The 18,621-nt window shown below is 59.1% G+C and carries 18 protein-coding genes; 12 read left to right on the forward strand and 6 right to left on the reverse strand.

The features are described from left to right. Nucleotides 1–25 precede the first annotated feature (25 nt). The 8 genes from NA645_RS17935 to NA645_RS17970 all read left to right on the forward strand — a co-directional run bounded on the left by NA645_RS17935 (nucleotide 26) and on the right by NA645_RS17970 (nucleotide 8,420). Complete coding sequence (locus NA645_RS17935; RefSeq protein WP_256050106.1) at nucleotides 26–760, forward strand: response regulator; 735 nt, start codon at nucleotides 26–28, stop codon at nucleotides 758–760. Further along, nucleotides 744–2,204 carry an ATP-binding protein gene (locus NA645_RS17940; protein ID WP_272892133.1) on the forward strand — a complete coding sequence of 487 codons (1,461 nt, stop codon included), beginning with the start codon at nucleotides 744–746 and terminating at the stop codon, nucleotides 2,202–2,204. The genes NA645_RS17935 and NA645_RS17940 overlap by 17 nt, the downstream gene beginning before the upstream one ends. Before the next feature lie 170 nt (nucleotides 2,205–2,374). Continuing rightward, entirely contained in the window at nucleotides 2,375–3,625 is a 1,251-nt protein-coding gene (locus NA645_RS17945) for an ABC transporter substrate-binding protein (RefSeq protein WP_256050087.1), read from the forward strand. A 142-nt stretch (nucleotides 3,626–3,767) separates the two neighbouring features. Next, on the forward strand, nucleotides 3,768–4,676 hold the full coding sequence (locus tag NA645_RS17950; protein WP_131650493.1) for a carbohydrate ABC transporter permease: 909 nt from the start codon (nucleotides 3,768–3,770) through the stop codon (nucleotides 4,674–4,676). Beyond that, entirely contained in the window at nucleotides 4,669–5,514 is an 846-nt protein-coding gene (locus NA645_RS17955; protein WP_256050088.1) for a carbohydrate ABC transporter permease, read from the forward strand. Before NA645_RS17950 ends, NA645_RS17955 begins: the two co-directional genes overlap by 8 nt. A gap of 14 nt (nucleotides 5,515–5,528) precedes the next feature. After that, complete coding sequence (locus tag NA645_RS17960) at nucleotides 5,529–6,686, forward strand: ABC transporter ATP-binding protein (RefSeq protein WP_256050089.1); 1,158 nt, start codon at nucleotides 5,529–5,531, stop codon at nucleotides 6,684–6,686. A 227-nt stretch (nucleotides 6,687–6,913) separates the two neighbouring features. Next, nucleotides 6,914–8,137 (forward strand): maltoporin, encoded by a 1,224-nt coding sequence (locus NA645_RS17965; protein ID WP_131650496.1) that lies wholly within the window; start codon nucleotides 6,914–6,916, stop codon nucleotides 8,135–8,137. Between the two features lie 91 nt (nucleotides 8,138–8,228). Next, nucleotides 8,229–8,420 carry a DUF1289 domain-containing protein gene (locus NA645_RS17970; protein WP_256050090.1) on the forward strand — a complete coding sequence of 64 codons (192 nt, stop codon included), beginning with the start codon at nucleotides 8,229–8,231 and terminating at the stop codon, nucleotides 8,418–8,420. Here NA645_RS17970 and NA645_RS17975 read toward each other — a convergent pair whose 3' ends face one another. After that, on the reverse strand, nucleotides 8,421–9,284 hold the full coding sequence (locus NA645_RS17975) for a MurR/RpiR family transcriptional regulator (protein ID WP_272892134.1): 864 nt from the start codon (nucleotides 9,282–9,284) through the stop codon (nucleotides 8,421–8,423). 155 nt (nucleotides 9,285–9,439) lie between these two features. On the opposite strand from NA645_RS17975, the gene zwf reads away from it, so the two are divergent. The 4 genes from zwf to rluB all read left to right on the forward strand — a co-directional run bounded on the left by zwf (nucleotide 9,440) and on the right by rluB (nucleotide 13,545). Continuing rightward, nucleotides 9,440–10,909: a glucose-6-phosphate dehydrogenase gene (gene zwf / locus NA645_RS17980; RefSeq protein WP_256050092.1), complete on the forward strand. Its 1,470-nt coding sequence runs from the start codon at nucleotides 9,440–9,442 to the stop codon at nucleotides 10,907–10,909. Next, the gene (gene pgl, locus NA645_RS17985; protein WP_256050093.1) at nucleotides 10,896–11,609 is read left to right on the forward strand and encodes a 6-phosphogluconolactonase; all 714 of its coding nucleotides are present in this window, start codon (nucleotides 10,896–10,898) and stop codon (nucleotides 11,607–11,609) included. Before zwf ends, pgl begins: the two co-directional genes overlap by 14 nt. 16 nt (nucleotides 11,610–11,625) lie before the next feature. Next, nucleotides 11,626–12,276 carry a bifunctional 4-hydroxy-2-oxoglutarate aldolase/2-dehydro-3-deoxy-phosphogluconate aldolase gene (locus NA645_RS17990; protein ID WP_256050094.1) on the forward strand — a complete coding sequence of 217 codons (651 nt, stop codon included), beginning with the start codon at nucleotides 11,626–11,628 and terminating at the stop codon, nucleotides 12,274–12,276. 135 nt (nucleotides 12,277–12,411) lie between these two features. Then, nucleotides 12,412–13,545, forward strand: coding sequence for a 23S rRNA pseudouridine(2605) synthase RluB (gene rluB / locus NA645_RS17995; RefSeq protein ID WP_256050095.1), 1,134 nt, complete (start codon nucleotides 12,412–12,414; stop codon nucleotides 13,543–13,545). A 76-nt stretch (nucleotides 13,546–13,621) separates the two neighbouring features. Here the strand turns inward: rluB and NA645_RS18000 are convergent, their stop codons facing one another. The 5 genes from NA645_RS18000 to NA645_RS18020 all read right to left on the reverse strand — a co-directional run bounded on the left by NA645_RS18000 (nucleotide 13,622) and on the right by NA645_RS18020 (nucleotide 18,374). After that, nucleotides 13,622–14,551: a GGDEF domain-containing protein gene (locus NA645_RS18000; RefSeq protein WP_256050096.1), complete on the reverse strand. Its 930-nt coding sequence runs from the start codon at nucleotides 14,549–14,551 to the stop codon at nucleotides 13,622–13,624. A 205-nt stretch (nucleotides 14,552–14,756) separates the two neighbouring features. Next, nucleotides 14,757–15,497: a YciK family oxidoreductase gene (locus NA645_RS18005; protein WP_256050097.1), complete on the reverse strand. Its 741-nt coding sequence runs from the start codon at nucleotides 15,495–15,497 to the stop codon at nucleotides 14,757–14,759. A gap of 74 nt (nucleotides 15,498–15,571) precedes the next feature. Further along, a complete protein-coding gene (gene mupP / locus NA645_RS18010; protein WP_256050098.1) occupies nucleotides 15,572–16,243 on the reverse strand; it encodes an N-acetylmuramic acid 6-phosphate phosphatase MupP in 672 nt (223 codons plus the stop codon). Beyond that, entirely contained in the window at nucleotides 16,243–16,941 is a 699-nt protein-coding gene (ubiG, locus tag NA645_RS18015; RefSeq protein ID WP_256050099.1) for a bifunctional 2-polyprenyl-6-hydroxyphenol methylase/3-demethylubiquinol 3-O-methyltransferase UbiG, read from the reverse strand. The genes mupP and ubiG overlap by 1 nt, the downstream gene beginning before the upstream one ends. A 134-nt stretch (nucleotides 16,942–17,075) precedes the next feature. After that, nucleotides 17,076–18,374 (reverse strand): TRZ/ATZ family hydrolase, encoded by a 1,299-nt coding sequence (locus NA645_RS18020; protein ID WP_272892139.1) that lies wholly within the window; start codon nucleotides 18,372–18,374, stop codon nucleotides 17,076–17,078. Nucleotides 18,375–18,621: the final 247 nt, after the last annotated feature.

Below are 18,621 nucleotides of genomic sequence, written 5' to 3' on the forward strand. Positions count from 1 at the left end.
AACGAGAACAAGAGAAGGGATGCCAGTGAACCAGACCGGAAGATCCATTTTGCTGGTCGATGATGATCAGGAAATTCGCGAACTGTTGGAAACCTACCTCAGCCGATCGGGCTTTCAGGTACGCACCGTGGCAGACGGTGCGCAGTTTCGAGAAGCGATGGCCGACGATCCGGCCGATCTGGTCATTCTCGACGTGATGCTGCCGGATGAAGATGGCTTCAGCCTCTGCCGCTGGGTTCGGGGGCATCAACGTCTGGCCCAGATGCCGATCATCATGCTAACCGCCAGTTCCGATGAGGCTGATCGGGTCATCGGGCTGGAGCTGGGGGCCGACGATTACTTGGGCAAACCCTTCAGTCCTCGTGAGCTGCTGGCGCGAATCAAGGCGCTGCTTCGCCGCGTCAACTTCGGCCAGGAACGCACCGGCGACGTGCTGGCGTTCGATGAGTGGCGGCTGGATATGGTCAGCCACCGGCTGTTTCATCAGGACGGGGAAGAGGTGCTGCTGTCTGGTGCCGATTTTGCGTTGTTGAAGCTCTTTCTCGATCACCCGCAGCAGATTCTCGACCGCGACACCATTGCCAATGCCACGCGCGGTCGTGAAGTGCTGCCGCTCGAGCGCATCGTCGACATGGCCGTCAGCCGCCTACGCCAGCGACTGCGCGACACCGGTAAGTGCCCTCGGTTGATCCGCACCGTTCGCGGCAGTGGTTATCTGCTCGCCGCCCAGGTCGCGCCGCATCATGACTCGCTCGGCTAAGCGCCGATGGTTGCCGGTGCCGCGCTCGCTGCTCGGCCGGATGCTCTTTCTGACGCTGCTGGTGGTGCTGGTGGCGCAGGCGTTGTCGAGTTTCATCTGGGTGTCGCAGCTGCGTGCAAGCCAGGTGGAAGGCCTGCTGACCAACGCTCGGAGCCTGGCGCATTCCATGTCCGCCAGCGTCAGCTATTTCCGCTCGCTGCCGCTGGGCTATCGACCGCTGGTGCTCGATCAACTGCGCAGCATGGGCGGTACGCGCTTCTTCGTATCGCTGAATGACAAACCTTTGGATATGCAAATTCTGCCGCCAACCGAGCGCAAGCAGGCGGTGCTGGCAGAAGTGGACGCGGTACTTCGCGAGCGCCTCGGAAACGACGCGGACATGTCGGTCAATTTCGTCAGCCCCGACGATCTGCGCATTTTCAATGGCGGGCTGAAGCTCGACGAGTTGCCGCGATCCTGGGCGCACTACGCGCTGAGCCTGGAGCCCCTGAACCCGCCCGTGCTGGTGACGCAGATTCAAATCGCACCTGGCGAGTGGCTGTATCTTGCGTCGCTGATGCCGGCGCCCTACGTCAGCCTTGAGGACGAGGGCATCCCTAAACAACAGCTCTGGTTCATCGTTCTCACCACCAGCTTTTTGCTGTTGTTCATCGGCATCCTCGTGCATTGGCAGAGCCGCCCGCTCAAACGGTTGGCCCAGGCGGCGCGGGAAATGTCGCTGGGCAGCGAAGTGGAACTGTTGCCCGAGGCGGGCGGCAGCGAGGTGGTCGAGGTCAGCCGGGCATTCAACAGCATGCGCGAGCGCATCGGGCGCTACTTGACCGAGCGCGCCCAGCTGTTCAGTGCCATCTCGCATGATCTGCGCACGCCAATCACCCGGTTGCGTCTGCGGGTGGAGCTGCTGGAGAACCAAGCCCTGCAGGACAAGTTCAGCCGTGATCTCGATGAGCTTGAATTGCTCGTCAAGGGTGCGCTGCAATGCGTCAAGGACACCGACATACACGAAAATATCGAGCCGCTGGATCTGAATCTGCTGCTCGATTGCGTCACCGAACCTTACCTCGCACCCGCTGGCAACGGCCGTGTCACGGTGCAAGGCCAGGCGGTCTCGGCTTATGCGGGCAAGCCGTTGGCGCTCAAGCGCTGTATCGGCAACTTGCTGGATAACGCGCTGAAATATGGCGAGCGAGCGCACTTGCATATTGACGATGACGGCGAGACCTTCGTGCTGCATGTCGACGATGAGGGGCCTGGCGTTCCGCAGGCATGGCTGCAGCAGGTCTTCGAGCCGAATTTTCGGCTGGCGGCTAAGCAGCCCGGGTATGGCCTCGGTCTCGGCATCGCCCGAAATATCGCACACGCCCATGGGGGCGAAATCAGCCTGCGCAACCTTCCCGAGGGTGGGCTGCGGGTGACCCTGAGCCTGCCGCGACATGCCGAGTGAGCTCACGTGCCAACCAACGGTTGCCGGTGCCGTTACAGAGCTGCTCGCTTTGTAACGAATCGGTGACCATTCACTATCCCTTCGTTACCTGCTGCACGCTCTGGCGCGCCTAGAATCGGTGCAGCGCAAGCAGAGACTTGCACCGAAAACAAAAAGAAAAAGGAACACAAATGAACACGATCCATCGTCTGGTTACTGCTGTTTCCCTCGCTTCTCTCGTTCCCTTCGCTCACGCCGGTGAGGTCGAAGTCCTGCACTGGTGGACCTCCGGCGGTGAAAAACGCGCCGCTGATACGCTGCAGCGACTCGTCGAAGAGCAGGGCCATACCTGGAAGGACTTTGCTGTCGCCGGTGGTGGTGGTGAGGCCGCCATGACAGTCCTGAAGACCCGCGCCGTCTCTGGCAACGCACCCGCAGCCGCTCAGATCAAGGGACCTGATATCCAGGAATGGGGCGAGCTGGGGCTGCTGACCGATCTCAACGACGTAGCCGAACAGGCCAAGTGGGACGAGCTGCTCCCCAAGCAAGTCTCGACTGCAATGAAGTACGACGGTGACTACGTGGCGGTGCCGGTCAACGTGCACCGGGTCAACTGGCTGTGGATCAACCCGGACGTCTTCGAGAAAGCCGGTGCGAAGCCTCCAAAGAGTCTCGACGAATTTTTTGCGGCCGCCGACAAGCTCAAGGCAGCAGGTTTCATGCCGCTGGCCCATGGCGGCCAGCCCTGGCAGGACGGCACGGTCTTCGAAGATCTGGCGTTGGCCGTCCTCGGTCCAGAGGATTTCCGTAAAGCATTCGTCGATCTTGATCGTGATGTACTGACCGGCGACAAGATGGTCGAGGCCTTTGCCGCTCTGAAAAAGCTGCGCGGCTACGTCGACAACAACGCCGCGGGTCGCGACTGGAACAGCGCCACCGCGATGGTCATGAACGGCAAGGCCGGCATGCAGATCATGGGCGACTGGGCCAAGAGCGAGTGGAGCGCGGCGAACAAAATAGCCGGTGACGACTATCAATGCCTGCCGTTCCCCGGTACCGAGGGCAGCTTCACTTACAACATCGACTCGCTGGCGATGTTCAAGCTCAGCAAGGACGAGGACCGCAAGGCGCAGAAGGACCTGGCTCGGACGGTTCTGGAGCCTGAGTTCCAACAGTTCTTCAACCAGAACAAAGGCTCCATCCCCGTGCGTCTGGACCAGGACATGAGCGAATTCGACGTCTGCGCCCAGCAGTCGATGAAAGACTTCAAGGCCTCTGCGCAAGGTCCGGGTCTGGTACCGAGCCTGGCGCATGGCATGGCTGCCTCCAGCTATGTGCAGGGTGCGGTATTCGACGTGGTCACCAACTTCTTCAACGATCCGTCTGCCGATCCGAAGAAAGCGGCGCAGCAACTGGCTGCGGCGATTCAAGCAGTTCAATAGCGTATTGGCCGCTTCGGCGGCCTTTTTTTACTGACGCATCGAACCTAACGACCAAGCTCTCGGCTGGTCGTGACGGGCAAGTCGTGCCCATGAACAACGATTGGAGCCGCTTTATGGATCCTGTACCCCCACGGAGCCAGACATGAGCTCAACTGCTGTCTTCACCAAAGCCTCACCGCTGGACGCCTTGCAGAACTGGCTGCCCAAACTGGTGTTGGCGCCGAGCATGCTGATCGTGCTGGTCGGGTTCTACGGTTACATCTTCTGGACGTTCCTGCTCTCGTTTACCAACTCGCGCTTCATGCCCAGCTACAAATGGGTTGGGCTGGCGCAATACGAACGTCTCTGGAACAACGATCGCTGGTGGGTGGCCAGTAAAAACCTGCTGGTGTTCGGCGGGTTGTTCATCACTATTAGCCTAGTCATCGGCGTGCTGCTGGCAGTGCTACTGGATCAGCGCATTCGCCGCGAAGGCTTCATTCGCACCGTCTACCTGTACCCAATGGCTTTGTCTATGATCGTCACCGGTACGGCCTGGAAATGGCTGCTCAATCCCGGGCTCGGGATCGACAAGATGCTGCGCGACTGGGGCTGGGAAGGGTTTCGCTTCGACTGGCTGGTCGATCCAGACCGCGTCGTGTATTGCCTAGTAATCGCCGCGGTCTGGCAAGCTTCCGGCTTCGTCATGGCGTTGTTCCTGGCGGGGCTGCGCGGTGTCGATCAATCCATCGTGCGGGCGGCGCAGATCGACGGAGCGAGCCTGCCAAGTATTTATCTACGAATCATTCTGCCGAGTCTGAGACCGGTGTTCTTCAGCGCCCTGATGATCCTCGCGCATATTGCGATCAAGGCTTTTGATTTGGTGGCCGCAATGACGGCGGGCGGGCCGGGATACGCCTCGGACCTACCGGCCATGTTCATGTATGCCCATACTTTTACCCGCGGGCAGATGGGGCTGGGCGCGGCCAGTGCGATTCTCATGCTCGGTGCGGTGATGGCGATCGTCGTGCCCTATCTCTATTCGGAACTGAGGAACAAGCGCCATGACTAGCCTCGTAGGGCGAAAGCGCCTGACATTCAGCCGGGTGGCGATCTACGCGACGCTGCTGGTGGCGGTCGCGATGTACTTGGTGCCGCTGGTGGTGATGCTGCTGACCAGCTTCAAGACGCCCGACGACATCCGTACCGGCAATCTGCTGTCCTGGCCGGACGTGATGACGGTCATCGGCTGGGTCAAGGCCTGGGATGCGGTTGGGGGCTATTTCTGGAACTCGGTAAAGATCACGGTGCCCGCCGTCATCATCTCCACGCTGCTTGGTGCCCTCAACGGCTACGTACTGGCGATGTGGCGCTTCCGCGGTTCGCAGCTGTTCTTCGGCCTTCTGCTGTTCGGATGCTTTCTACCGTTTCAGGTGATTCTGCTGCCGGCGTCCTTCACGCTGGGCCAACTTGGCCTGGCCAACACGACGCCGGGGTTGGTATTGGTGCACCTGGTCTACGGCTTGGCCTTCACGACGCTGTTCTTCCGCAACTTCTACGTCAGCGTGCCGGATGCCCTGATTCGCGCCGCGCGGCTGGACGGGGCGGGGTTCTTCACGATCTTCGGCAGGATTCTGCTGCCCATGTCCATCCCCACCATCATGGTCTGCCTGATCTGGCAGTTCACCCAAATTTGGAACGACTTCCTGTTCGGCGTGGTGTTTGCCAGTGGCGATACCCAGCCGATTACCGTGGCGCTGAACAACCTGGTCAACACCAGCACGGGCGCCAAGGAATACAACGTCGATATGGCTGCGGCGATGATCGCCGGGCTGCCAACGCTGGTGGTGTACATCCTCGCCGGCAAGTATTTCCTGCGCGGGCTTACGGCCGGCGCGGTCAAAGGTTAGGAGACCGAACGACCATGGCTGCACTCGAACTCAGCAACGTCCGCAAGAGCTATCTGGGGAGTTCACATGACACCCTGAAAGACATCGACCTGAAGATCGGTGACGGGGAATTTCTGATCCTCGTCGGGCCTTCGGGTTGCGGTAAATCCACTCTGATGAATTGCATTGCCGGGCTGGAGGACATCACGGGGGGCGAGATTCGCGTCGATGGCGCTGACATCAGTACCGCCAGTCCGAAGGATCGGGACATCGCCATGGTGTTCCAGTCCTATGCGCTGTATCCGACCATGACGGTGCGGGAGAACATCGCCTTTGGCCTGAAGATGCGCAAGGTGCCGGCGGCCAAGATCGGAGAGGAAGTGTCCCGCGTTGCCCAATTGCTACAGATCGAGCACCTTCTGGAGCGTAAACCCTCGCAATTGTCCGGCGGCCAGCAGCAGCGTGTAGCCATGGGACGCGCACTGGCGCGGCGGCCGAAGATCTATCTATTCGATGAGCCGTTATCCAACCTCGACGCAAAACTGCGGGTCGAGATGCGCACGGAAATCAAGTTGATGCATCAGCGATTGAAGACGACAACGGTCTATGTGACTCACGATCAGATCGAGGCGATGACGCTCGGCGACAAGGTCGCGGTGATGAAAGATGGCGTCGTCCAGCAGTTCGGCACGCCGAAGGACATCTACAACAACCCGGCCAACCTGTTCGTGGCGAGCTTTATCGGTTCGCCGCCGATGAACTTCGTGCCGCTGCGTTTGATCAAGCAGAGCGGTGGCTGGAGTGCGCTGCTGGAAAGCGGTCAGGATCGTTGCGAACTACCGCTGAAGCTCGCCGACGGCGAATCGCTGGAAGGGCGGGATGTGATTTTGGGTATCCGGCCCGAGCAAATAGGCATTGGTGCCGCAGGTGATTTGCCTTCTCTGCGTGTAGAAGTGCAGGTAATCGAGCCGACCGGGCCGGACACCATGATCTTCGTAAGCCTCAACCAGACCAAAGTATGTTGCCGCCTGGCACCGGACGCGGCGCCAAACCCCGGAGAAACATTGACGCTGCAGTTCGAGCCGGACAAGGTCCTGCTGTTCGATGCGCAGACGGGGGAGCGGTTGGGCGTCGCGCCGGGGAATGGATCGGCGGGACGCAACGGAGCGGTCACGCGGTTGGTCGCCCGCTGAGTGGGCGGTTTGCTCGGAAAAAAAAGCCCGGTGGCGGGGTGTCTGCGTACCGGCGCCGAACGCGTCTAGATGTTATTCATGCATTGCTCCAGCGGTTGCAGCGAACACCGCTGGGCATGACGACTCGAACCGCAGTGAGCATGAGGCTGACATGCGGGTCGGAAAGGAGAGCCTTCACCGGCTCAATCCAACGGCAGTAACAACAATAAGAGCTAATTGGAGCGGATATGAAAAAAACCACACGCCTGGGTCTCGCGGTAGCGCTGGGCAGTCTCGCCATTCCGTTTACCGTTCAGGCACTGGATTTCAATGGTTACGTGCGCAGTGGCATTGGAGAATCGAGCGGTAGCGATTCGCAAGCCTGTTTCCAGTTGCCTGGAGCCCCGTCCAAGTATCGCCTCGGCAACGAGTGCGAACAGTACGCGGAGCTGGGTTTGAGGCAGGACTTGTTCACGCTTGACGATGGTTCGGTGCTGAGCGTGGAGGGCATGGCGGCGCTCTACAACGAATATGACCATACGCCGAAATTCACCGGCGACCATGGTTGGGCGAGGTTGGTGCAGGCCTATGCCGAATGGAGCAAGGTGCCGGCACTCAACGGCGGTTCGCTGTGGGCAGGACGACGTTTCTATAAGCGAAATGACATCCACATCTCCGATTTCTACTACTGGAACCAGAGCGCCACTGGTGCCGGCATCGAGGATATGGAAATCGGCGGGCTGAAATACAGCTACGCCTTTTCGCGCAAGGACAGCGTGTTCCAGGACAACTACATCAATCGCCACGATTTCAACGTCGGCGGCTTCGACAGCAATCCGGGCGGCGAACTGGAGTTCGGTGTCAGCTACATCGACGAGCCGGACCGTGACGATGCCAATAGTGGCTGGGCCGTTACCGTGCAGCACAAGCAGATCGGGTTCCTGGGTGGCAGCAATACCTTGGCTGTTCAGTACGGCGAAGGGCCGGGCACGGGTCTTGGGTATACCGGCGACGTGACGCTGGGCAGCAGCGACACGAGCTGGCGAGTGGTCGAGTTCTTCGACTGGCAGGTGACGCCGCGTTTCGGCGGGCAGTTCCAGGCGGTGTACCAGAAGGACAAGCGCCAGAACGGCGGCGATCAGGATTGGATATCGGTTGGCGTGCGCCCGGTCTATGCCTTGACTGAGCAATTCAAGCTGGTCGCTGAAGTCGGACATGATCAGATCGACGCACCGGAAGGCACCCGAAAACTGACCAAATTCACCGTGGCTCCGACCTGGTCACCGGCAGGCCCTGAGTTCTGGGCTCGTCCGGAGGTGCGCCTGTATTACACCTATGCCCAGTGGAACGACGCGGCGCAGGATGCGGCCAATCTGATGGCTGCCGGCTCCGCGCTGTCGGACACCGGAGCCTTCGGTGGCGACCAGCATGGTTCGAACTTCGGTGTGCAGGTCGAGTACTGGTGGGACTGATAACGCCGATAGCCTGATTTCGTTAGAACCTCCGGGCGAAGAGGGTTTCTACTGGCACGAGCGGTAGAGTCCCACTGAACCGGAGGTAGTTTTGGGCGATAAGGCGAAGAACCCTTGCATCAGTATCTGCAAACTCAAGGACGACATCTGCATCGGCTGTGGACGCAGCCGAGACGAGATGAAGGCCTGGAAGGGCATGAAGAACAAGGAGCGCAATGCGGTCAACGAGTTGGCCGCCGAGCGGTTGAAAGCACTGCGCAAGGCAAAGAAGAAAAAGAAGTGATCAGCTCTCTTCGGTTGGATAACGGGTCGCCATCAGACTTTCCTTGATCTTTCGCAGGTGCGGCTGGAAGTCGACACCCCGGCGCAAGGTCACGCCGGCGGCCAGCGCGTCGAGTACGGTCAGTTGAATGATGCGTGAGGTCATCGGCATATAGATGTCGGTGTCTTCAGGCAGCGGTATGTCCAGGCTCAACGTGCAGACCCTGGCCAGCGGGGAATCCGCCGCGGTCATCCCCAGCACCGAAGCACCGTTGTCGCGTGCGATCGTCGCGGCCTCCACCAGTTCGCGGGTACGCCCGGTATAGGAAATGATCACGAAAAGATCCCCGGTATGCGCCACCGACGCCAGCATGCGTTGCATGAGCACGTCGCTGTGGGCGGTGACCGGAAGGTTGAAGCGAAAGAACTTGTGCTGCGCATCCAGCGCGACGGATGCAGACGCGCCGAGTCCGAAGAAATGAATCTGGCGCGCCTGAATCATCAAATCCACGGCATGGCTGATCGCTTGCGGGTCGATAGCCTGACAAGCGCTGTCGAGCGAAGCGATGGTGCTGCCGAAGATCTTTCGCGTATAGGCCTCGGGACCGTCATCGGCCTCCACGGCCTGACTGACATAGGCAGCGCCGCTCGCCAGGCTCTGAGCCAGTTGGATCTTGAGCGCGGGATAACCTGCGGCACCGAACGAACGGCAGAAGCGGTTAACGGTAGGCTCACTGACCTTGGCCGTCTGGGCCAGCGCCGCAATGCTGTAACGCGTAGCCTGCTGCGGGTCGCTCAATATCACCTCAGCGACTTTCCGTTCCGCTTTGTTCAGCTCGTCGAGCCGATTTTTTATCTGTTCCAAGAGATTTTTCATGCGATCCATGTCTCTTCTTTCAAAGGGGTCGCGTCCGCAACGAGCGAAAAAGTCGGTGCGAGGCGCGAAAAAAATCGGGTTATGTTGTTTTAATGACAACATTATCTGCTTAAACTGCAGCTACAAAACCTGTAACGCAGCCTAATTTGGTTAATACAAAACACATGCCTGCTATTACCGTTGACGCAACTACCTTTGCTTTGTTCGGCGCCTTGGGCGACCTGGCGCTGCGCAAGCTGTTTCCGGCACTTTACCAGCTAGATCGAGCGGGACTCCTCAACAGCGATACGCGCATATTGGCGCTTTCTCGCGATAAAGGAGAGCCTTCGGCTCATCTGGAGCGGATCGATCAGGCGTTACGCCGATACATTCCTGCCGCGCAGCTGGACGAAACGGCGCTGGCGCGGTTTCAAGCGCGGCTGGAGTACATCACGATGGACTTCCGCAGCGCACAAGACTACGCGGCGCTGGCCGAAACGGTGTCGCGCGACATGCCGCTGATCGCCTATTTTGCTACGCCGGCGGCGGTTTATGGCGCGATCTGCGAGCACCTCGCGGCGGTCGGGCTGGCTGAGCAAACCCGTGTGGTGCTGGAAAAGCCGATCGGCCATGATCTCGAATCATCTCGGGTGGTTAACGACGCGGTTGCGCAGTATTTTCCCGAAACGCGTATCTACCGGATCGACCACTATCTCGGCAAGGAGACGGTGCAGAACCTGATTGCGCTGCGCTTCGCCAACAGCCTGTTCGAGACGCAGTGGAACCAGCATCACATCTCGCACGTCGAGATCACTGTCGCGGAAACTGTTGGTATCGAAGGGCGTTGGGGCTATTTCGATCAGGCCGGACAGCTACGCGACATGATCCAGAACCATCTATTGCAGCTGCTGTGCCTGATTGCGATGGATCCGCCGAGCGACCTCACCGCCGACAGCATTCGCGATGAAAAAGTGAAAGTGCTCAAGGCGTTGGCGCCGATCACGCCGGAGCGTCTGGGTAAACAAGTGGTGCGCGGTCAGTATGTGGCTGGCTCGGTCGGCGGCAAGGCTGTGCCGGGCTATCTGGAAGAGGAAAACTCTAACGCCGAAAGCAGCACCGAAACCTTCGTCGCGCTGCGTGCCGATATCTGCAACTGGCGCTGGTCCGGTGTGCCGTTCTATCTGCGGACCGGCAAGCGCATGGGTGAGAAGGTTTCGCAGATCGTCATTCATTTCAAGGAACCGCCGTTCTACATCTTCGCGCCTGAGCAACGTTCGCTGATCAGCAACCGCTTGATCATCCGCTTGCAGCCGGATGAAGGCATCTCGCTGCAGGTCATGACCAAAGAGCAGGGGCTCGATAAGGGCATGCATCTTCGTAGCGGGCCGTTGCAGCTGAATTTCTCCGAGACCTACAAGAGTTCGCGGATTCCGGATGCATACGAGCGCCTATTGCTTGAGGTGATGCAAGGCAATCAGAACCTGTTCGTTCGCAAGGATGAGATCGAGTACGCCTGGAAATGGTGCGATCAACTGATCGACGGCTGGTCGCGCCTTGGCGATGCGCCGAAGGCTTATCCTGCTGGGTCCTGGGGCCCGGTAGCGTCCGTTGCCCTGATTACACGTGATGGGAGGTCTTGGTATGGCGATCTCTGAACTGGAGCTGCCGTCGGGGGTGGTTGCCCATAGCCTGCCCGATCCCGACCAGTTGGCGCAGGTATTGGCTGACCGCGTTGCCGGGGCGCTGAGCTACGCTGTCGATACTCACGGCAGCGCTAGCCTGGTGATATCCGGTGGACGTAGCCCGATCGCGTTCTTCGAAGCATTGTCGACGCGTCGACTGGACTGGGCGAAGGTGCAGGTAAGCCTCGCTGACGAACGCTGGGTCAATGTCGACGACTCCGACAGTAACGAAGGTCTGGTGCGGCGCCATCTGCTGCAGAACGCAGCGGCTGATGCGCAGCTGCTTGGCCTTTATCAGCCGGCCGAGACGCTGGAGCAGGCCGCGCAGTTGGCGAATCATCGATTGGCTAACCTCAGCCAGCCTATCGATGTGTTGGTGCTAGGCATGGGTAATGATGGGCATACCGCTTCGTTGTTTCCTAACAGTCCACTGTTGGAACAAGGGCTTGAGCCCAGCGGCAGTGATCGTTGCCTGCCGATGCTCGCGCCCACTCCGCCGATGCAGCGCCTCAGCATGACCTACCCGCTGCTGGCATCTGCTCGGGTTCAGTGTCTGGCGATACAGGGCTCGTCCAAGCTGGAGACGCTGCGTCAGGCAATGCGCCTCGAAACCATGCAAATGCCCATCCGTGCATTCCTGCATTCCCCTCTAGAGATCTATTGGTGCCCCTGAGGCCCGAGGACTTTCCATGACCATGGACCAGAAAAACGCACTGATCGAAAAGATCTGTACCGAAGCGCGCATCCTTCCCGTAATCACCATCGGCAGCGAAGAGCAGATCCTGCCACTGGCCGACGCGCTCGCTGCAGGCGGACTGACCGCGCTGGAAATCACCTTGCGCTCGAAACATGGGCTCACTGCCATCCGCCGGTTGCGCGAGGAGCGACCCGACCTCTGCGTAGGGGCTGGCACGGTACTCGACAAGCGCATGATGGATGACGTCGAAGCCGCGGGAGCGCAGTTCATCGTCTCGCCGGGCTGCACGGATGAGCTGCTTCAAGCAGGCGTCAACTGTTCCGTGCCGCTGCTGGCCGGAATCAGCAACGCATCGGACATCATGCGTGGTTATGCACTTGGATATCGCCGCTTCAAGCTGTTTCCGGCTGAAGTATGTGGTGGTGTCGCTGCGATCAAGGCGCTTGGTGGTCCTTTTACTGATGTGCGCTTCTGCCCGACCGGAGGCGTCAACGCTGCCAATGCCGCTCAGTATCTGGCGCTCCCCAATGTAATGTGTGTAGGCGGCACCTGGATGATCGACGGCGCAGCGCTGAAGAACGGCGACTGGGCCAGCATTCAGCAAGCCACGGCTGACGCGCTAGCTGCGCTGGACAAGAGCTAAGCCGCCTGACCGCACGGCGCGGCGCGCTCCGTGCGCGCCTGGCTCTGGCTGCTAAGCTTCCTAGTGCTTTGGTGAATCGGTACGCGTATAGTGCGCGGCCTTTCAATCGGAACTGCCACACCGGGAGGTGCCTAGATGACCGAGCACGAAGATACGACCCCTCATATTGCCCACGGCGAAAAGCTGCAGAAGGTTCTGGCCCGTCTTGGCCTGGCCTCGCGTCGCGATGTGGAAAGCTGGATTGCCACTGGCCGAGTCAAGGTTAACGGCACGATCGCAACCCTCGGCCAGCGTGTCGATCTGCATGATGCGATCGCCGTCGATGGCCGTCTGCTCAAGCGCGAAGAAGCCACCGAGGTGGTCCGCCGCGTCCTGATTTACAACAAGCCGGACGGCGAGATTTGCACCCGCGACGATCCGGAAGGGCGTCCAACTGTGTTCGATCGCTTGCCCCGTCCGAAAGAGGGGCGCTGGATCAATATCGGACGCCTCGATATCAATACGACCGGCTTGCTGCTATTCACCACGGATGGTGAGCTGGCCAACCGTCTGATGCATCCCTCATATGAGATGGATCGCGAGTATGCGGTGCGGGTGCGCGGTGAGGTCGATGACGAGATGATCGAGCGCCTGAAAACGGGCGTCATGCTCGAGGATGGGCCAGCGCGTTTCACCGATATCCAGCAAGCGCCCGGTGGCGAAGGTTTCAATCACTGGTACCACTGCGTGGTGATGGAGGGTCGTAACCGCGAGGTGCGTCGTTTGTGGGAATCGCAGGGGCTCGTTGTCAGCAGACTGAAGCGCGTGCGGTTCGGGCCGGTGTTCATGACTTCGGATCTCCCTATGGGTCGCTGGCGGGAGATGACTCAGAGCGAAGTCGACATCCTCAGCGAAGAGGTCGGTCTCAAGCCGGTGGCGTTGCCGGGAATGAAGGCCAAGACCAAGGACAAGCTCGACCGCATGCAGCGCAAGGTGGCCAAGCCTCTCGGGCGCGGCGAGCGACGTCCACGAGTTTTGCGTTCGGCCCATGATGCTGATGTGCCGAGCGGCGGCGACAAAGGACGTCGCTCGCGCGATGACCAGCCTGCACGCAAGCCACGTGATGCAGACGAGCGCAGCAAACCTGGCCGCGGCACCCCGGTGGCGGAGCGCCCGAGCACTGTGGGTCGCAATCGTGGCAAGCCATCGCCATCCAAGCGCAATGGCCCGTCCAATACCGAGGGACAGCGTCCTGGTTTTGGACGCGGTGACCGTCCCAAGCGTCCGTGACGAATAGAGCGTGACGCAATGAAAGGGTGAGTCGTAATGACTCACCCTTTTTTGTTTGGCCAATCCAGTGACTTTGCTAGATAGCAGCGGCTCTGATCCGGTTGCGGCCGTCGCGTTTGGCCTGGTAAAGCGCTTGGTCGGCTCGCAACAGCAATTCTTCGTGAGATTCGTATGGGCGATAGGTCGCGCAACCAAGACTGGCCGACAGCCGAACCTGCTTTTCTCCGATGAGAAAGAAGAGGTTCTGAATGGCAGCCCGAATGCGTTCGGCTACGATGGCCGCTGCCTCGGGGCCGGTGCTGGATAGCACGAGCACGAACTCCTCGCCGCCAAACCGGAAAACCATATCGACGTTGCGCAGTTGTTCCTTGAGCAGCAGCGCTGTCGCTCTAAGCGCGGCGTCCCCGGCTTGATGTCCGTAGCGGTCGTTAAGATTCTTGAAATAATCCATGTCCAGCATGATGACCGACAGGGCTTGGCCATGGCGCCGGGACAGTTCGGCTTCCCGTGTCAGGCTTTGCTCCAGTGCCGCACGATTTCCCGTACCCGTCAGCGGATCCTTGAGTGAGGCTTGAATGGCGCGCCGATACAGCAGCGCATTGCGCACCGGGAACAGCATGCAGCCAATTGCCCGTTCCAGTTCGCACAGCGTCCTCTCGCAAAAGGGCGCATGGTTGAACACGCGCAGCTCGCCGAGGTAGTCACCTTGATTGGAAAGTGAATAGCTCATATCGAACCCCGTCGTCTCACCAAGCTGGAGGTGAAAGTCGGTGTCGGCGTGGCGGTAGCTGAGGGCACACGACGGGGTCAAGTGATGGATTTCATCCAGGAAGAACTTCCATAGCCGATCGATCTCCAGGCTGGTCTGCAAGCGTGCCGCTAGATTGTCCAGACTAAAAAGGTTGGGTCGTGGCGGAGAAAAGGTTTCGTTGACAGTAATTTCCAGGCGCCTTGCGCGGGCAGTCCCGATATCGACGGTGGTGTTGTTCTGCTTGTCTGCCAGCATGAAAAGAACCTCGGACGCAATCTGCGCTGTTAGAGGTGCTATGCGAATTCAATGCCAGAATTAAAATCGTTATTTATCAGTAAGTTAAATGTGGTCAGTCTGCGCTGCGGTCAGCATTTGTCAGCGAAACGGCAGGATGATGCCAATTTGGCATGCCTGCCGGTGCTGTTGCGACGGGAAACAGGCGTTTATGCGCTAATCCGAATCACTGAGCATCGAGCGCTTGTCCGTTGATGCCAGTGCTATCTGGCCCCATGAGGAAGAGATAGACCGGCATGATGTCGGCCGGTAAGGGATTGACGGCCGGATTCTCGCCGGGATAGGCCTTGGCACGCATGTCGGTGCGTGTCGCGCCCGGATTGATGCTGTTGCTGCGGATCGAGCCAGTGCCGTCGAGTTCATCCGCCAATACTTGCATCAACCCCTCGGTCGCGAACTTCGATACGGCGTAACCGCCCCAGTAAGCCCGACCTTTACGCCCAACGCTGCTCGACGTGAAGATCACCGAGGCGTCGGTTGCCAGCTTCAATAGCGGCAACAGTGTGCTGGTGAGCATGAAGGCGGCGTTGACGTTAACTTGCATGACTCGCATGAAGTTGTCGCCGGACAGCTGTTCGATCGGCGTACGCGGACCAACGATGCTCGCGTTATGCAGCAGACCATCCAATTGTCCGAACTCTCGCTCAACGGTTGCCGCAAGCTCGTCGTATTGATGCGGCAAAGCGGTTTCCAGATTGAAAGGGATTACTGCTGGTTGCGGCCAGCCGGCGGCTTCGATCTCGTCGTATACCCGGTTGAGGTTTTCCTCGTTTTTACCCAGCAGCAGAACGGTTGCGCCGTGCGCTGCGTAGGCTTTGGCTGCAGCTTCGCCTATCCCGCGTCCGGCACCGGTGACCATGATGATCCGATCCTTGAGCAGGTCGGGGCGGGCTGAGTACTCGAACATCTGAAGCCTCTATACAGGATGTGGGCAGTCGCCCATCGATAGTGATTGAAAAGAAAATATCCAGGTTTGAGCTGTCAGTTAGTCCAGGTCGTGCGATCCAGCAAGGCGCGCAGTTCCAGAGGATGGTCGACAACCACGTCCGCGCCCCAGGTGTCGGGATTGTCATCGGGATGGATATAGCCATAACGCACCGCGGCCGTGCGACTACCTGCCGCGCGTCCTGATTCGATATCGCGCAGGTCATCGCCAACGAACAGTACGGTGGACGGATCGAGATCCAGTTGACTGCATGCCAGAAGCATCGGCTCCGGGTCGGGCTTGCTCTTGCTGACGTGATCTGGACAGACAAGCACGGCAGAGCGCGATGCGAGACCTAGCTGATGCATGATCGGCTCAGCGAAACGCAACGGCTTATTGGTGACAACTCCCCAGATCAGGTTCGCTTGCTCGATATCGGTCAGCAGCTCCGACATGCCGTCGTAGAGCTGACTTTCGACCGCGCAATGGTGCTGATAGCGATCCAGAAACTCCAGTCGCAAAGACTCGAATTCATCCGATAGCGGATCGACGTCGAAGGCGCTGAGCACCATCGCCCGGGCTCCGCCGGAAACGACATCGCGGACGTCTTGGTCCGGAACCCGAGCGAGGCCTCGTGCCAGGCGCATCGCTTGTGCGACAGCGATGAAGTCCGGAGCTGTGTCGAGCAGCGTACCGTCCATGTCGAATAACACCGCGCGCAGACGCATCAGGCCTCCCGGAGTGTCTGGATCATATAGTTCACATCTACATCCGGTGACAGCTTGTAGTGTTTCGTCAGCGGGTTGTAGGTCAGGCCGATGATGTCCTTGACTGCGAGTCCGACATCACGGCTCCAAGCTCCCAGTTCCGACGGACGAATGAACTTGCGATAGTCGTGGGTACCACGCGGCAACAATTGCAGCATGTATTCGGCGCCTATGATGGCAAATGCGTAGGCCTTCGGGTTGCGGTTGATGGTGGAAAAGAATACCTGTCCGCCAGGCTTCACCATTTTGTAGCAGGCCCGGATGACCGAAGCGGGGTCGGGTACATGTTCAAGCATTTCCAGGCACGTCACGACATCGAATTGCTCCGGCATTTCCTCGGCCAACGCCTCGGCGGTGATCTGCCGGTAATCAACTTCCAGGCCTGATTCGAGTAGGTGCAGTCTGGCAACGGAAAGTGGAGCCTCGCCCATGTCGATTCCCATCACCGTGGCGCCGCGCAGGGCCATGGCCTCGCTGAGGATCCCCCCGCCGCAGCCGACGTCCAGAACACGCTTGCCAGCCAGCGAGATGTGCTCGTCGATCCAGTTGACCCTAAGCGGATTGATTTCATGCAGCGGCTTGAACTCGCTTTCGCGGTCCCACCAGCGGTGGGCGAGTGCTTCGAATTTAGCGATTTCGGCGTGGTCGACGTTGCTCATGATCTGTTCCGTTTGAAAGCTTGGATGAGAGGCTTGCCCGAGTTGCTGATGTTGCCAGCTTCGGTCAGCAAAAAGCTCTAATGGCGCGCTTCGTATACGTCAGTTTGTCGGCGAGGGGTGGGAGCGTACCCGACTCAATGTTTGGAACGGATTTTCTCTCCCCATTCCTTGGCGGTGGTGATTAGACGCTTTTCGTCCATACGAACCAGCCGACGATCATCGAGTAGCTGTTTGCCGCCCACCCATACATGGCGTACGCAGTCGCGACTGCTGGAATAGATTAGCTGAGACACTGGATCGTAGACGGGCTGCTGCGCAAGGCGGGACAAATCGAATGCGACCATATCTGCAAACTTTCCAATCTCCAGCGATCCGGTGTGATCATCCAGTCCAAGCGCACGAGCACCATTGAGCGTGGCCATGCGCAGTGCACGGTGGGCATCGAGGGCGGTAGCCGAATTCGCGACCGCCTTTGCAAGCAGGGCGGCAGTGCGAGTTTCGCCCAACAAATCGAGGTCATTGTTGCTGGCTGCGCCATCGGTACCTATCCCGACATTAACCCCGGCTTCCCATAGGCGTTCGACCGGGCAAAAGCCGCTGGCCAATTTCAGGTTCGATTCAGGGCAATGAATCACACTGCAGTTGTGCTCAACCAGCAGGGCAATATCTTCATCATTTATCTGAGTCATGTGAACGGCCTGGAAGCGTGGCCCCAGGAGCTGAAGGCGAGCTAGGCGGGCAAGGGGACGCTCGCCATGCTGCTTCAGTGCTTCTTCTACTTCTTGTGCGGTTTCGTGGACGTGCATATGAATGCCGATATCCATCTCAGCCACTAATGTACGTATGTTTTCCAGCTTATCGTCCGATACTGAATAAGGTGCATGCGGCCCGAAAGCGATGCTCAGGCGTGGGTGGTGCTTGAGGTCATCGAATAGTGCTACCCCTTTGCGAAGCGCCTCATCAGCGTCGCGTGCTCCCGGGATAGGGAAGTCCATCACTGGAATCGTTATCTGCGCCCGAAGTCCGTGCTTATGCACGAGTTGGCTGACCACTTCGGGAAAGAAATACATGTCGGAAAAGCAGGTAATGCCGCTCTGTAACTGCTCCGCGATTGCCAACTCGCTGCCTGCCGTCACAAACGCTTCGTTGACCCATCTGTTTTCCGCGGGCCAGATATGCTCGCGTAGCCAAGTCATCAGCGGCAGGTCGTCTGCCATTCCTCGAAACAATGTCATGGCAGCGTGGCCGTGCGCATTTACCAGCCCGGGCGCTAGCAACATTCCAGAAAGGTCGCGTGTCTCCTTGGCGGCGTATTTGGCAGCCTCCTCGCGGGGAGCTATTAGGACGATGCGTCCGTCGCGGATACCTAGCGCGTGGTCTGTCAGGACAATGCCCGCTGGCTCGACTGGAACGAGCCAAGTAGGAAACAGCATCAAGTCGAGCTGGTCGGCGGGCGTATAAGACATATCGTCCATCTGATGAGTTGAGAGGAGCGCCAGTGTAAAGCCTGTCGAACTCGGTTTGAAGAATGAAGAGAAACCCGAAGCCGACTCTATATATACAAGCACTTCGCAGCGAGGGCGCTTAAGGCTAATGACATGGAAATACCCGTTGACATGCATTTCTGGGTGCCTATAATGCGCACCTTCTCCGGCGCAGGCCTTAGGCGAAACCTCTTGT

It is taken from the genome of Stutzerimonas stutzeri (genome assembly GCF_024448955.1).
Taxonomy (GTDB): domain Bacteria; phylum Pseudomonadota; class Gammaproteobacteria; order Pseudomonadales; family Pseudomonadaceae; genus Stutzerimonas; species Stutzerimonas stutzeri_AQ.